Raw genomic sequence first — 14,637 nt, 5'->3', positions numbered from 1 at the left:
TACAGCCCCGCGCCCCTCAGGCGGCTTCGGCCGACCTTGTCGACAAGCTCTCGTCGTAGCGGTGCAGGACCAGGCCGGCCATCGCCTCGTGGGCTCCCAGCGGGGCCGAGGCGATCCAGGGCGCCGCCTGCGCGCACTGCGTCGCGAACCGCCCCGGTGCCGTGAAGTACGACGCGACGGCCACGCTGTGCCGGCCCCGGGCCGCCAGCGCGCGCAGCGCCTCCGGGACCGTCGGGCTCGCCGCCGAGGCGTACGCGGGGACCACCGGGACGCCCAGGCGGGCGGACAGGAGGCGGGCCGTGTGCGCGGTGTCCGTGGCCGAGTCGGGGTCGCGGGAGCCGGCCGCGGCGAGGACGACGGCGGTCGAGCGGCGGGCGGTGTCGTCCGTCTCGGCCGGCCAGCCGGCCTCCAGCAGGCGGGCGTGCAGGGCCTCGGCGAGGAGGGGGTGCGGGCCGAGGGGCGGGGCCGTGCGGATGCCGCGGGAGGCCGCCGCGGCCATCTCCGGGATGTCCTGCTTGACGTGGTAGCCCCTGCCCAGCAGGAGCGGGACGAGGACGGCGGGGGCGCTGCCGAGGGCGGCGAGGGTGCCGGGGAGCAGGGGCTCGTTCAGCTCGATGTGGCCCAGGTGGACGGGGAGGGCGGGGCGCAGCTCCCGTACGCGTGCCATGAGGGCCCGTACGGTGGTGAGCGCCCGGGGGTCGCGGCTGCCGTGGGCGACCAGGACGAGGGCCGGCGGGGCCGGGCGGCGGCCGCCGAGCGGGGAGACGAGCCGGCCGCTGGTGCGGGGTGGGGTGGACGCCGTCATGGAAGGATCCTGGCGGCCGGACGTTGCGTCGCCGTTGCCGGACCGTCACGGGGATTTTCCGTACGATCACCGTGGGCGGCCACGGAGTGTGAGGCGAACCGGATCGGTGCCGGTGGCGTCCTCCAGGGTCGGAGCCGATCACCGGAACCGATCTCAGGGGGGCGCATGAAGATCCGTCGGCCGCGCTGGCCGCGTACGCGTACCGGGCAGCGCCGGCTGGTGCAGGCCGTCATGGCCGGGTGTGTGCTGGCGCTGTTGCCGGCGACCTGGCTGTACGTGTCCACGGCGGACCGGCTGCGGACGACGGCGGACGTGCCGCGTACCGAGGTCGCGATGGTGTTCGGGGCGGGGCTGTGGGACGGGGAGCCGTCGCCGTATCTCGCGCACCGGCTGGACGCGGCGGCGAAGCTGTACCGGGCGGGCCGGATCGAGGTGGTCCTGGTCACCGGGGACAACAGTCGCGAGGACTACGACGAACCGGACGCCATGCGCGCGTACCTGACGAAGCACGGGGTGCCGGACCGGCGGATCGTCAGCGACTACGCCGGGTTCGACACCTGGGACTCCTGTGTCCGGGCCAAGAAGATCTTCGGGGTGGACCGGGCGGTGCTGATCAGCCAGGGCTTCCACATCCGGCGGGCGGTGGCGCTGTGCGAGGCCGCGGGGGTCGACTCGTACGGTGTCGGGGTCGACGCGAAGCACGACGTGACCTGGTACTACGGCGGTACGCGCGAGGTGTTCGCGGCGGGCAAGGCGGCGCTGGACGCGGTGTTCCGGCCGGATCCGCGGTTCCTGGGGCCGAAGGAGCCCGGGGTGGCGCGGGCGCTCGCCGCCGGGCGGTGACGGGGGCCTCACGGTGGCCGGGGACTGGCGGGGAGGTCGCCGTGCCGGGCGTGTAACCGGATGCGACCCGGGGCCGTAACACGCCGGACGCACGCTGGGCGGTATGGAGAACGCCTCGACGCCCACCCACTGCCCGTACTGCGCCTTGCAGTGCGGGATGAACATCACGCCCCTGCCGCAGGGGGGCGTCGAGGTCACCGAGCGCGCCGACTTCCCCGTCAACCGGGGCGCGCTGTGCGGCAAGGGCCGCACGGCGGCCGAGGTGCTGTCGCCGGCGGTGCGGCTGACCGCGCCGCTGGTGCGGGAGGGCGGCCGGCTGGTGGAGGCGGGCTGGGACCGGGCGCTGGGCCTGATCGCCGAGCGGCTCGGGGCGACGCGGGAGCGGTACGGCGCGGACGCGCTCGGGGTGTTCGGCGGGGGCGGGCTGACCAACGAGAAGGCGTACGCGCTGGGCAAGTTCGCGCGGGTGGTGCTGGGCACCTCGCAGATCGACTACAACGGCCGGTTCTGCATGTCGTCGGCCGCGGCGGCCGGCACGAAGGCGTTCGGTCTGGACCGGGGGCTGCCGTTCCCGCTGGAGGACATCCCGAAGACGGGGTGCGTGATCCTCGTCGGGTCCAACCTGGCCGAGACCATGCCGCCGTCGCTGCGCTTCTTCACGGAGCTGCGGGAGAACGGCGGCACGCTGATCGTCGTGGACCCGCGCCGGACCCGGACCGCCGAGCAGGCCGACCTGCATCTGGCGCCCCGGCCCGGTACCGATCTCGCGCTCGCCCTCGGCCTGTTGCACCTGGTGGTGGCGGAGGGGCGGACGGACGAGGAGTTCATCGCAGAGCGGACCTCGGGCTGGGAGGAGGCCCGGTCCGCGGCGATGGCGCACTGGCCGGAGTACGTGGAGCGGATCACCGGGGTGCCGGTGCCGCAACTGCGCGAGGCGGTCCGGCTGTTCTGCGAGCCGGAGGCGGCGATGGTGCTCACCGCGCGCGGGCCGGAGCAGCAGTCCAAGGGCACGGACACGGTGGGCGCGTGGATCAACCTGTGCCTGGCGACCGGCCGGGCGGGCCGCCCGCTGTCCGGGTACGGCTGCCTCACCGGGCAGGGAAACGGGCAGGGCGGGCGCGAACACGGCCAGAAGGCCGACCAGTTGCCCGGCTACCGCAAGCTGGACGACCCGGCGGCGCGGGCGCACGTGGCGGGTGTGTGGGGCGTGGACCCGGACAGTCTGCCCGGGCCGGGGCGCAGCGCGTACGAGTTGCTCGACGCGCTCGGCACGGACGTGCGGGCGCTGCTGCTGATGGGCTCCAACCCGGTGGTGTCCGCTCCCCGCGCGGCCCACGTCGAGGAGCGGCTGCGGTCGCTGGACTTCCTGGCCGTGGCCGACGTCGTCCTGTCGGAGACGGCGGAACTGGCGGACGTCGTGCTGCCGGTGACCCAGTGGGCGGAGGAGACGGGCACGACGACCAGCCTGGAGGGCCGCGTGCTGCTGCGCCGCCGGGCCGTCGCTCCCCCGCCCGGCGTCCGCAGCGACCTGTACGTCCTGCACGAGCTGGCCGGCCGGCTCGGCGTGGAGAAGGGCTTCCCGGCCGACCCGGAGGAGGTCTTCGAGGAGCTGCGGCGGGCCAGCGCGGGCGGTCCGGCGGACTACTCGGGCATCACCTACCGGCGGCTGGCCGAGGAGGACGGTGTCTTCTGGCCGTGCCCGGAGGAACCGGCAGAACCGGCGGATCCGATGGCCGGGGGTGCCGCCGGGGACGCGGTCGCGGACGGAACCGCGGCGGGAGCCGAGGCGGGAGCCGGAGTCGCGGGCGCGGACGGCGGCACGGCAGGAACCGTCGCCTCCGCGGTTGCCGGCGAGGACCCGACGCCGGCCGCACTGCCGGACGACCCGGCGGCGGACGCCGGCGGTGTCGTCGTGCACCCCGGCACTCCCCGCCTCTTCCTCGACCGTTTCGCCACCCCCGACGGCCGTGCCCGGTTCGTTCCCGTGACGTACCGGGCCACCGCCGAGGAGCCGGACGCCGAGTACCCGTTGCTGCTGACCACCGGGCGGGTCGTGGCGCAGTACCAGTCGGGGGCGCAGACCCGGCGGGTGGCGGAGCTGAACGCGGCGGCGCCGGGGCCGTTCGTGGAGTTGCATCCGCGGCTCGCCGCCCGGCTGGGGGCGGCCGACGGGGACCCGGTGGCGGTGGTCTCGCGGCGCGGCCGGGCCGTGGCGCCGGCCCGGATCACCGGTGCCATCCGCCCGGACACCGTGTTCATGCCCTTCCACTGGCCGGGCGAGGGCCGCGCCAACACCCTCACCAACCCGGCCCTGGACCCGACGTCACGGATGCCGGAGTTCAAGTCGTGCGCGGTGCGGGTGGAGGTCGTAGGGCCAGGGAAGTAGTCCGGTTCGGTCCGCCGGACGCGGTGCGGGCGGACGGGTTCGCGTAGGTTCGACGGCATGTCCGACACCGAGCAGTACGACCTCGACGCCTATCTCGACCGCATCGGATGGAAGGGCGAACGGCGGGCCGGCCTCGACACCCTGCGGGGGGTGCATCTGGCGCACGCGCTGTCGCTGCCCTTCGAGAACCTGGACCCGCTGCGGGGCTCGGCGCCCTCGCTCGCGCCCGCCGACCTGATGGCCAAGATGATCCACGGTCGGCGCGGCGGCTACTGCTACGAGCACAACATCCTGCTCCGGCTGGCGCTGGAGGCGCTCGGCTTCCGGGTGACCGCGCTGGCCGGCCGGCCCACGGTGGGCGCCGAGACGCCGGAGAGCCGGCCGCGTACGCACGCGATGCTCCAGGTCGAGGTGGAGGGCGAGCCGCAGCCGTATCTGGCGGACGTCGGCTTCGGCGCGCCGGGCGCGCTGCTGCTGCCGGTGCCGCTGGTGACCGGCACCGAGTTCGAGGGCGCCGGGCGCCGGCACCGGCTGGCGCGGCTGCCGCACCACGGGCCGCTGGAGCTGCTGGAGTTGCAGCTGTACGACCGGCGGAGCGGGGACTGGGCAGGGCAGTACGCGTTCACGCGGGAGCCGTTCGCCGCGAACGACTTCGAGGTGTTCAACTGGTTCGTCGGCACCCACCCGCGTTCCCCCTTCACCCGCCGCCCCTATCTGCAGCGGACCACCGCCGGGCGCCATCTCTCGCTGGACGGCGCCCGGTTCACCGAGACCCTCGCGGACGCCACGGTGACCGAGCGCACGCTGACGGACGAGGCCGAGGCGCGCCGCCTGGTGACGGAGGAGTTCGGCGTCGAGGTGCCCGAGGGGCTGCTTCTGCTGGGCTGAGTCAGCGGCGGGAGAACCAGTCGCCGCCCCCGATGCGCGTGCCGGTGTCGCGCAGCCGGGCGGCGACGCGCGGGGCGGCCAGGTAGACCCAGGCCCGGACGGTGCCGCCGGCGGCGCGTACGACGTCGCGGGCGGCGCGCTCGTAGAGGTTGCGGGGGTCGCCCGGCACGTACTCCTCCAGGCAGTCCAGCGCGGCGAGCAGCTCCTCGTACGCCTCCGGCCGGGCGGTCACCAGCTCCCCGCGCACGGTTTCGCCGGGCGCGTCGACGGCGTAGGGGTAGCCGGGGCCGTTGTACAGCACGGCGTCGGTGAGGTGGCCCGGTTCCGCGGAGAGGGTGTGGCCGCGCAGGAACAGGTCGTGGTTGACCTCGCCGGGGCGGAGCGTGCCGTAGACGAAGAAGGGCAGGGGGCGGGAGGCCTCGTCAGCGATCACGGAAACGATTCTGTACCCTCGCCGGCTCCCCACACATCTCCATGAAGATTCTATGGACATGACATGTCATGGACTCTTAAATCTCAGGGAACCAGCGCCACCCCCACGCCCAGCCTGGCGCCTCCCCGAGGAGACAGATGAGCCGGATACGGCAGCACGTCCGAGGAACCCGTCGCACAGCCACCGCCGGTGTCGCCGTCACGACCGCGACCCTGCTGGCCGTCAGCCTCTCCCCCGCCGCCCACGCCGACGGCAGACCGACCCCGGCCACCGCGATCGAGAACGCGGCGTCGGCACTCCTGGCCCACGCGGCGACCCTGGGGCTCACCTCCCCCCAGGACACCAGCGTCCGGGACGTGATCGTGGACAAGGACGGCGTCCAGCACGTCCGCTACGACCGCACCTACCGCGGACTCCCCGTCCTGGGCGGCGACTTCGTCGTCCACCTCGCCCCGGACGGCGCCTACCGCGGCGCCGACCGCGCCACCCGGCAGGCGATCTCCGTGCCCTCCGTCACCCCGAAGGTCTCCGGCCCGAAGGCCGCCGGCCTCGCGGTGAGCGCGCTGCGCGCGGCCAACCCGGGCACCACGCTGAAGCAGGCCAAGGCCAAACCGGTGCTGGTGGTCGACGCCCTGCACGGCAGCCCGAAGCTGGCCTGGCGCACCGACGCCGTCGGCCTGGACTCGCTCGGCAACCCGGTCGCCCGGACCGTGCTGACCGACGCGCGCACCGGCGCCCGGATCGACGCCTGGGACAGCATCGAGACGGCCACCGGCGACGGGAAGGCGCTCTACAGCGGGACCGTGCCGCTGGAGACCACCCAGTCCGGGTCGTCGTACCAGCTCAAGGACCCGACCCGCGGGAACACCTACACCGGTGACGCGGAGAACAAGACCGACCTGTGCCTCTTCGGCATCTGCTTCAGCCGGGCCCCCGCGACCCTGTTCACGGACGCCGACAACCACTGGGGCTCGGGCACCACCGCGGACCGCGCCTCGGCCGCCGTCGACGCCCAGTACGGCACCGACGAGACCTGGGACTACTACAAGAACGTCCACGGCCGCACCGGCATCGCCGGTGACGGCAAGGGCTCGTACAACCGCGTCCACTACGGCAGCAACTACAACAACGCCTTCTGGGACGACAGTTGCTTCTGCATGACGTACGGCGACGGTGACGGGACCACCTTCGGACCGCTGGTCTCCCTGGACGTCGCCGGGCACGAGATGACGCACGGCGTGACGTCCAAGACCGCCGCGCTGACCTACTCGGGCGAGTCCGGCGGGCTGAACGAGGCCACCTCCGACATCCTCGGCACGATGGTCGAGTGGTACGCGGACAACTCCTCGGACTCCGGTGACTACCTCATCGGCGAGAAGATCGTGAAGCCCGGTTTCGGCAAGGCGGCCCTGCGGTTCATGGACAAGCCGTCCAAGGACGGGAACTCCGCCGACTACTGGAGCAGTTCGGTCGGGAACCTGGACGTCCACTACTCTTCCGGCGTCGCCAACCACTTCGCCTACCTGCTCGCCGAGGGCAGCGGTGCGAAGACCATCAACGGCGTCAGCTACGACTCGCCGACGTACAACGGCTCGACGGTCACCGGCATCGGCCGGGACAAGGTCGGCAGGATCTGGTACCGGGCGCTGACGGTCTACATGACGTCCTCGACGAACTACAAGGGCGCCCGGACGGCGACCCTCAGCGCGGCGAAGGACCTCTACGGCGCGGGCAGCACGGAGTACAACGCGGTGGCCGCCGCCTGGAGCGCGGTCAACGTCACCTGACCCGGCGAGGACAGCGGAAGGCCGGTGCCCCGGGCGGGCGCCGGCCTTCCGTCTGCCGTGTCCCGCACTGATACCCCGTCACCCGTTCATCGGTGCCCGCCGCTCCATTCGTGTGTTCTTCATACCGCAGTCTTCCGGTGGCCCCGCGCACGCCCGTGACCTGCCGGAATCCCGGCCGGACTAGCCCGCCCGGGTGGCGCGGCCGACACCCGTTCACCGTATTCCTGACGTCCCCTCAGGAAGCGGGCCGGACCGGGAGCCACTTACCTCGGAAGGGCAGGGGCGCACCCCTGGACGAGTCGGACAAGCTCTGGGGAGCACCATGCGACGCACTGCCCGTCTGCTGGCCGGTACCGCGCTCGCCGTGGCCGCCGCGGCACCCGCTCACGCCGGTGACGCCGTGCCCGCGGCGGCCCTCCGGAGTGCGCAGCCCGGCCGCCTGGACATGGCCCCGGCCACCGTGGCGCCCGGTGCCGAGGTCACGGTGAGCACGGCCGCGTGCGGGGACCCGGGCGCCGCGACCGGGGACGCGAGCGCGGTCGACGCCGGTGTCTTCCCGCTGGCGCCCGGCGCTCAGCAGGGCGAGGCGACCGGCCGGTTCCGGGTGCCGCCGAGCGCGCAGCCGGGGACGTACGAGATCGTCGCCAAGTGCGCCGAGGGCGACCGGGTGGTGGCGGGCGACCTGGTGGTGGCACTGGCCGCGGCAGCGGCACCCGAACAGGTGCAGCCGCGGGGAAGCGTGAAGACGGGGGTCGGCGGCGGACTCGGCCCCGACCCCGTACAGACCGCGGCGGGTGTGGCGGCGCTGGCCGTCGCCGCCGCGGGCGGTACCTGGCTCCTGCATCGCCGGGCGAGAGGCGACGGGATCTGACGGACACCCTCCGCTGTCCGTCCGCCGGTACCGCACATCCCGCCCCCTCCGGGTCCGATGCCCCTCGCGGCCCGGAGGGGGAGGGGACCCAGGGGGTTCGCCTCCGCGAGAGGGGTTCGTATGCGCAGGAGCGCCAAGACCGCCCGGCGCGAGAGAGGCGCCAGGACCGCCAAGGGGGCCGGCCGCGGCCCGGGTGCCCGGCTCGGCGACACCGCCATAGCCGCCGTCACCGTCGTGGCCCTCGGCTCCGGTGTGTGGCTGCTGGACGGCACCGGCACCCACGCGCCACCGCAGCCGACGGCCGCCGAGGGCCGCTCCGATCCGCGCGTCGAGCGGCTCGCGGCCCCCGCGCTCGCACCGTCCCCGCCCCTGCGGATCCGCATCCCCGCGATCCGGGTGAACGCCCCCCTCACCGGCCTGGCCCTCACCCGCTCCGGCAGCCTGGACGCGCCGCCCGCCAAGGAGAAGAACCTGGCCGGCTGGTACGAGGCCGGCACCACCCCCGGCGAGACGGGCACCGCGATCGTCGCCGGCCACGTCGACAACACCGAGGGGCCCGCCGTCTTCTACGACCTGGGCGCGCTGAAGCGGGACGCCCGCATCGAGATCGACCGCCGGGACGGCACCGTGGCCGTGTTCACCGTGGACGCGGTGGAGGTGTACTCGGCCCGCGGCTTCCCCGACGACAAGGTGTACGGAGCCGCCCCCCGCCCCGAACTCCGCGTCATCACCTGCGGCGGCGGCTACTCCAGGACCACCGGCTACCAGGGCAACGTGGTGGTGTTCGCCCATCTGACGGGCAGCCGCTGAGGCTTCAGTGCGGCGCCGGCTCCCCGCCCAGCACGTGCTTCGTCCCCCACACCCCGAGCGGCGCCAGCGCCTCGTTCAGCTGGGCGCCGACCTCGGTCAGCGAGTACTCGACGCGGGGCGGCACCTCGTCGTACTCCTCGCGGTGCACGATGCCGTCGGCCTCCAGTTCGCGCAGCTGCGCGGCCAGCACCTTCTCCGTGACACCCGGCAGCAGCCGGCGCAACTCGCCGAAGCGGCAGACCCGCCGCTCCCCCAGCGCCCACAGGATCGACACCTTCCACTTGCCGTCGATGATGTCCATCGCCGCGTCCGTCCCGCAGACGTACGCCCCCGGCCGCCGTCCCACCGGCATGGTGTTCCCCCTCCGACCTGCACCCTTCCCCGTAGGTAACCACCCACTTCGAAGTAGGTACTTACGCGGGGCGCTCCTCGGGGCGAGCCTAGTCGCCATGAACGACGACTTCTCCTCCTCTGCTCCCCGTACGCCCCTGACCCTGCTCGGCACCGGTGCGATGGGCACCGCGCTCGGGCGGGCCTGGCTCGCCGCCGGGCATCCGCTGACCGTCTGGAACCGCACGCCCGAGCGGACCGCCGAGCTGACCGCCGAGGGCGCGGTGGCGGCCGGCAGCGCGGCCGAGGCGGTGGCCGCGAACCGGCTCGTGGTGGCCTGTCTGCTGGACGACGCCTCGGTCGGCACCGCCCTGGAGGGCGCCGACCTGACCGGCCGGGACCTGGTGAACCTCACCACCGGCACGCCCGCCGACGCCCGCGCGCGCTCCGCCTGGGCGACGGAGCGCGGCGCCCGCTTCCTGGACGGCGGGATCATGGCCGTACCGCCGATGATCGGCGCACCCGGCGCCTTCGTCCTTTACAGCGGCGACCCGGGCCTGTTCCAGGAGCACCGGGACACGCTCGCCGTCCCGGCCGGCACCGAGTACGTCGGCGCCGACCCGGGCCTGGCCGCGCTGTACGACGTGGCGCTGCTGAGCGGGATGTACGGCATGTTCGCCGGCGTCACGCACGCCTTCGCGCTGCTGCGCGGGGCGGACGTGGCGCTCAAGGAGTTCGCCGGGCTGCTGGTGCCCTGGCTGAACGCGATGGCCGGCATGGCGCACGACACGGCCGGGCGGCTGGAGTCCGGCGACTACACGACCGGGGTGGTCTCCAACCTGGCGATGCAGGCGGGCAACGACACCCTGCTGCGTACGGCCGTCGAACAGGGCGTGAGCACGGAGCTGCTCGCCCCGTTCGTGGAGCTGATGCGCCGCCGTCTGGCCGACGGCCACGGCGACGAGGACACCACCGGCCTGGTGGACCTGCTGCGCACCCGGTGACCCGCCGGATCGTCCGCCGGCACCCTCACATTCCCCGCCCGCGCCCGCTGAGCGCAGCGTTCCTCGTGGGAAACAGAGGTGATGCTGCCGGGTAACGAAGGAGCCGCACGCTCAAGGGCATGACCTCGAATACGCGTGTGGTGGTGATCGGCGCCGGCCTCGCGGGCGTACGGCTCGCCCGGCGGCTCGGCGAGCTGGGTGCGTCCGCGCTGCTCGTCGGTGAGGAGGAGCACGCGCCGTACAACCGGGTGCTGCTCGCCGAGGTGCTGGCCGGCCGGTACGCCCCGGAGGTGATCGCCCTCCCGGCGCCCGCCGGCCTGCTGCGCACCCGGGTGACCGGCATCGACCGGGCCGCCCGGACCGTCGACTGCGCCGACGGCACGTCGATCGCATACGACGCGCTCGTCCTGGCCACCGGCTCCAACCCGGTGCTGCCCCCGCTGCGCGGCCTGTTCGCAGACACCCACCTCGCATCGACACACCGGGCAGGCGGTCCGACCCGCTTTTCCGGCCGGGGGTCCGGGGGTTGTCCCCCGGGAAGGCACAGCGCTGCGGACCGTCAACTTCCCGAAGGCGTCCACGCCTTCCGCACCATGGACGACTGCCTGGGCCTGGCCAAGGCGGTCCGGCCGGGGGTGCGCGCCGTCGTCATCGGCGGCGGACTGCTCGGGGTCTCCGCGGCCCGCGCGCTGGCCGTGCGCGGCGCCCAGGTGGTGCTCGCCCAGCAGGCCGAGCGGCTCATGGAGCGCCAGCTCGACCCGGACGCCTCCCGGCTGGTGCTGCGGCACCTCACCGACCTGGGCGTCGAGGTGCACACCGAGTGCCGGGTACGGGACGTGCGCTGCGTCGCCGGCGCGGTCCGCTCGGTGGAGCTGGCCGACGGCTACGCCCTGGACGCCGACCTCGTGGTCCTCGCCTGCGGGGTACGGCCCCGCACCGGCCTCGCCGAGCAGGCGGGCCTCGCCGTCCACAAGGGCATCCTCGTCGACGACGAGCTGCGCACCTCCGACCCGCACATCCACGCCATCGGCGACTGCGCCCAGCACGACGGCACCGTCTACGGTCTGGCCGCGCCCGCGCTGGAGCAGGCCGACGCGCTCGCCGAGCTGCTCGCGGGCGACACGGGCGCCCGCTACGCCGGCACCCGCTCCCTGACCCGGCTGACCCTCACCGGTCCCGACTCCCCCTTCGACCTCGCCGCGTTCGGCGAGACCGAGGCGCGCCCCGGCGACGACGTCGTCCGGATCGCCGACGCCACCCGGGGCACCTACCGCAAGGTCGTCGTGCGTGAGGACCGCCTGGTCGGCGGGGTCCTCGTCGGCGAACTCGGCACCGTCGGCGCGCTCGCCCGCGCCTGGGAGGGAGCAGAGCCGCTCCCCGGTGACGGCCCCCTGCTCCACCTGCTCACCAACGATGGAGGCTCCTGAATGTCCGCCACCCTGGGGGCCACCCCCACGATCGTGCTCGTCGGCCACGGCATGGTCGGCCAGCGCTTCCTCGAAGCGCTCGCCGAGCGCGGCCTGACCGCCACGCACCGCGTGGTCGTGCTGTGCGAGGAGCCGCGTCCGGCGTACGACCGCGTGCAGCTCACCTCGTACTTCTCGGGCAGGACGCCCGAGGACCTCTCCCTGACCGACACGCGGTTCATCGAGGACCACGGCATCGAGCTGTACGTCGGCGACCCGGCGGAGACGATCGACCGCGAGGCGCGGAAGGTGACCGCCCGCTCGGGCCTGGTCGTCGACTACGACGTCCTCGTGCTGGCCACCGGCTCCTACCCGTTCGTGCCGCCGGTGCCGAACAAGGACGCCACCGGCTGTTTCGTGTACCGGACCATCGAGGACCTGCTGGCGATCGAGGAGTACGCGAAGACACGGGCGACGACGGGTGCCGTGGTCGGCGGCGGTCTGCTCGGCCTGGAGGCGGCGGGCGCGCTCAAGGGCCTCGGCCTCAACGCGCATATCGTGGAGTTCGCGCCGCGCCTGATGCCGGTGCAGGTGGACGAGGGCGGTGGCGCGGCCCTGCTGCGGACCATCGAGGAGATGGGCCTGAGCGTCCACACCGGCGTGGGCACCCAGGAGATCGTGACCGACGCGGCGGGCGCCGTGACCGGCATGAGGCTGTCCGACGGCTCCGAACTCGCCACCGATCTGGTGGTGTTCAGCGCCGGTGTCCGCCCCCGCGACCAGCTGGCCCGCGACGCGGGCCTCACGGTCGGCGAGCGCGGCGGCATCGCGGTGGACGAGCAGTGCCGGACCGTGTCCGACCCGCACGTGTTCGCGATCGGCGAGTGCGCGCTGGCGGCGGACGGCCGGGTGTACGGCCTGGTGGCGCCGGGCTACGAGCAGGCCGAGACGGCCGCTGCCACCATCGCCTCCGATGAGGCCGCCTTCGTCGGCGCCGACCTGTCCACCAAGCTGAAGCTGCTCGGGGTGGACGTGGCCTCCTTCGGCGACGCCCACGGCACCGCCGAGGACTGCCTGGACGTCGTCTACGCCGACTCCCGTGCGGGCCTGTACAAGAAGCTGGTCATCGGCCGGGACGGCACGCTCCTCGGCGGCATCCTGGTCGGCGACGCGGAGGCGTACGGCACGCTGCGCGCGCTCACCGGCTCGGTGCCCCCGATCTCCCCCGAGTCGCTCGTCCTGCCCGCCGGAGCCGGCTCGGGGGCCCAGCTCGGACCGTCCGCCCTCCCGGACGACGCGATCATCTGCTCCTGCCACAACGTCAGCAAGGGCACGATCCGCGGCGCGGTCACCGAGCACCGGTGCACGACCGTGCCCGAGGTGAAGAAGTGCACCAAGGCCGGTACCGGCTGCGGCAGTTGCGTCAAGGTGCTCGGCCAGCTGGTCACCGCCGAGCTGGAGGCGTCCGGCGTCGACGTCGACAAGGGCCTGTGCGGCTGCTTCTCCCAGACCCGCGAGGAGCTGTACGAGATCGTCCTCGCCCTGCGCATCAACACCTACCAGGACCTGCTGGACCGCTACGGCCGCGACGGCGCCAAGGGCGGGGACGGCTGCGAGATCTGCAAGCCGGCGGTCGGCTCGATCATCGCCTCCCTCGCCCCGACGATCGGCGCGAGCGGCTACGTCCTGGACGGCGAGCAGGCGGCCCTGCAGGACAGCAACGACCACTTCCTCGCCAACCTTCAGAAGAACGGCTCGTACTCGGTCGTCCCGCGCATCCCCGGCGGTGAGATCACCCCCGAGGGCCTGATCGTGATCGGCGAGATCGCCCGGGACTTCGGCCTCTACACGAAGATCACCGGCGGTCAGCGCATCGACATGTTCGGCGCCCGGGTCGAGCAGCTCCCGCTGATCTGGACCCGCCTGGTCGACGCGGGCTTCGAGTCGGGCCACGCCTACGGCAAGGCGCTGCGCACGGTGAAGTCCTGTGTCGGGCAGACCTGGTGCCGCTACGGCGTCCAGGACTCGGTCCGCATGGCGATCGACCTGGAGCTGCGCTACCGGGGCCTGCGCTCCCCGCACAAGCTCAAGTCCGCCGTCTCCGGCTGCGCCCGCGAGTGCGCGGAGGCCCAGTCGAAGGACTTCGGCGTGATCGCCACCTCCAACGGCTGGAACCTGTACGTCGGCGGCAACGGCGGCGCCACCCCGCGCCACGCGGACCTCCTGGCCCAGGACCTGTCGGACGCCGAGCTGATCCGCCTGATCGACCGGTTCCTGATGTTCTACATCCGCACCGCCGACCGGCTGGAGCGCACCTCCACCTGGCTGGAGCGGATCCCCGGCGGCCTGGACCACGTGCGCGACGTGGTCGTGGAGGACTCCCTCGGCATCTGCGAGGAGCTGGAGTCCCTGATGGCGGACCACGTCGCCCACTACGCCGACGAGTGGGCGACCACCATCAACGACCCGGAGAAGCTCGCCCGGTTCGTGTCGTTCGTCAACGCGCCGGACACCCCCGACCCGGTCGTCGGGTTCGTGCCCGAGCGCGACCAGATCAAGCCCGACCTGCCGCTGCTGACCATCGGCCACCGTCCCCTGGAAGGAAGCGCCCAGCGATGACCCTGGCACCCGAGACGACCGACCTGAAGGTTCAACTGCGACTGGAGGACGGCTGGTTCACGGTCTGCGACCTGCACCGGCTGGTGCCCGGCCGGGGCGTCGCGGCCCTGCTGCCGGACGGCCGCCAGGTGGCCGTCTTCCGCGACCGCGCCGACCGGCTGTACGGGATCGACAACCGCGACCCCTTCGGCGGCGCGGCGGTCCTCTCCCGCGGCCTGACCGGCACCCACCAGGGCCGCCCGTTCGTGGCGTCCCCGCTGCTCAAGCAGCGCTTCGACCTGGAGACCGGGCAGTGCCTGGACGACGAGGCGGTGCGGGTGGCGGCGTACGAGGTGCGGGCGGGCGGGTGAAGAGGCGTGCGGGCGGGCGGGTGAAGAGGCGTGCGGGCGGGCGGGTGAAGAGGGGTGCGGGCGGGCGGGTGAAGAGGGGTGAGGGCGCTGCAGGCGGTGGCGTAC

At 73.7% G+C, this 14,637-nt stretch carries 13 protein-coding genes; 10 read left to right on the top strand and 3 right to left on the bottom strand.

Annotated elements, in window-relative coordinates:
• Positions 1 to 16: 16 nt before the first annotated feature.
• The gene (locus tag ABZ937_RS26845; RefSeq protein WP_361695878.1) at positions 17 to 805 is read right to left on the bottom strand and encodes a sirohydrochlorin chelatase; all 789 of its coding nucleotides are present in this window, start codon (positions 803 to 805) and stop codon (positions 17 to 19) included.
• Positions 806 to 970: 165 nt separating this feature from the next.
• On the opposite strand from ABZ937_RS26845, the gene ABZ937_RS26840 reads away from it, so the two are divergent.
• The 3 genes from ABZ937_RS26840 to ABZ937_RS26830 all read left to right on the top strand — a co-directional run bounded on the left by ABZ937_RS26840 (position 971) and on the right by ABZ937_RS26830 (position 4,922).
• Entirely contained in the window at positions 971 to 1,648 is a 678-nt protein-coding gene (locus ABZ937_RS26840) for an ElyC/SanA/YdcF family protein (protein WP_361695877.1), read from the top strand.
• 103 nt (positions 1,649 to 1,751) lie between these two features.
• Positions 1,752 to 4,034, top strand: coding sequence for a molybdopterin-dependent oxidoreductase (locus tag ABZ937_RS26835; protein ID WP_361695876.1), 2,283 nt, complete (start codon positions 1,752 to 1,754; stop codon positions 4,032 to 4,034).
• 57 nt (positions 4,035 to 4,091) lie between these two features.
• Positions 4,092 to 4,922, top strand: coding sequence for an arylamine N-acetyltransferase (locus tag ABZ937_RS26830; protein ID WP_361695875.1), 831 nt, complete (start codon positions 4,092 to 4,094; stop codon positions 4,920 to 4,922).
• A gap of 1 nt (position 4,923) precedes the next feature.
• Here ABZ937_RS26830 and ABZ937_RS26825 read toward each other — a convergent pair whose 3' ends face one another.
• Complete coding sequence (locus ABZ937_RS26825; RefSeq protein WP_361695874.1) at positions 4,924 to 5,355, bottom strand: gamma-glutamylcyclotransferase family protein; 432 nt, start codon at positions 5,353 to 5,355, stop codon at positions 4,924 to 4,926.
• 137 nt (positions 5,356 to 5,492) lie between these two features.
• Here ABZ937_RS26825 and ABZ937_RS26820 point away from each other — a divergent pair, with 137 nt between their 5' ends.
• The 3 genes from ABZ937_RS26820 to ABZ937_RS26810 all read left to right on the top strand — a co-directional run bounded on the left by ABZ937_RS26820 (position 5,493) and on the right by ABZ937_RS26810 (position 8,823).
• The gene (locus ABZ937_RS26820) at positions 5,493 to 7,142 is read left to right on the top strand and encodes a M4 family metallopeptidase (RefSeq protein ID WP_361695873.1); all 1,650 of its coding nucleotides are present in this window, start codon (positions 5,493 to 5,495) and stop codon (positions 7,140 to 7,142) included.
• Between the two features lie 322 nt (positions 7,143 to 7,464).
• Positions 7,465 to 8,013: a hypothetical protein gene (locus tag ABZ937_RS26815; protein ID WP_361695872.1), complete on the top strand. Its 549-nt coding sequence runs from the start codon at positions 7,465 to 7,467 to the stop codon at positions 8,011 to 8,013.
• Positions 8,014 to 8,133: 120 nt separating this feature from the next.
• A complete protein-coding gene (locus tag ABZ937_RS26810) occupies positions 8,134 to 8,823 on the top strand; it encodes a class F sortase (RefSeq protein WP_361695871.1) in 690 nt (229 codons plus the stop codon).
• A gap of 4 nt (positions 8,824 to 8,827) precedes the next feature.
• Here the strand turns inward: ABZ937_RS26810 and ABZ937_RS26805 are convergent, their stop codons facing one another.
• The gene (locus ABZ937_RS26805) at positions 8,828 to 9,175 is read right to left on the bottom strand and encodes a helix-turn-helix domain-containing protein (protein WP_361695870.1); all 348 of its coding nucleotides are present in this window, start codon (positions 9,173 to 9,175) and stop codon (positions 8,828 to 8,830) included.
• Positions 9,176 to 9,272: 97 nt separating this feature from the next.
• Here ABZ937_RS26805 and ABZ937_RS26800 point away from each other — a divergent pair, with 97 nt between their 5' ends.
• The 4 genes from ABZ937_RS26800 to nirD all read left to right on the top strand — a co-directional run bounded on the left by ABZ937_RS26800 (position 9,273) and on the right by nirD (position 14,532).
• Complete coding sequence (locus ABZ937_RS26800; RefSeq protein WP_361695869.1) at positions 9,273 to 10,157, top strand: NAD(P)-binding domain-containing protein; 885 nt, start codon at positions 9,273 to 9,275, stop codon at positions 10,155 to 10,157.
• A gap of 119 nt (positions 10,158 to 10,276) precedes the next feature.
• A complete protein-coding gene (locus ABZ937_RS26795; RefSeq protein ID WP_361695868.1) occupies positions 10,277 to 11,584 on the top strand; it encodes an FAD-dependent oxidoreductase in 1,308 nt (435 codons plus the stop codon).
• Positions 11,585 to 14,182, top strand: coding sequence for a nitrite reductase large subunit NirB (gene nirB, locus ABZ937_RS26790; RefSeq protein WP_361695867.1), 2,598 nt, complete (start codon positions 11,585 to 11,587; stop codon positions 14,180 to 14,182).
• Positions 14,179 to 14,532 carry a nitrite reductase small subunit NirD gene (gene nirD, locus ABZ937_RS26785; protein ID WP_361695866.1) on the top strand — a complete coding sequence of 118 codons (354 nt, stop codon included), beginning with the start codon at positions 14,179 to 14,181 and terminating at the stop codon, positions 14,530 to 14,532. Before nirB ends, nirD begins: the two co-directional genes overlap by 4 nt.
• The last annotated feature ends 105 nt before the right edge of the window (positions 14,533 to 14,637 follow it).

It is taken from the genome of Streptomyces sp. NPDC046727 (genome assembly GCF_040645635.1).
Classification (GTDB): Bacteria; Actinomycetota; Actinomycetes; order Streptomycetales; family Streptomycetaceae; genus Streptomyces.
Note: the sequence above shows the minus strand (reverse complement) of the source record. Positions and strands in the feature narration are given on the sequence as shown.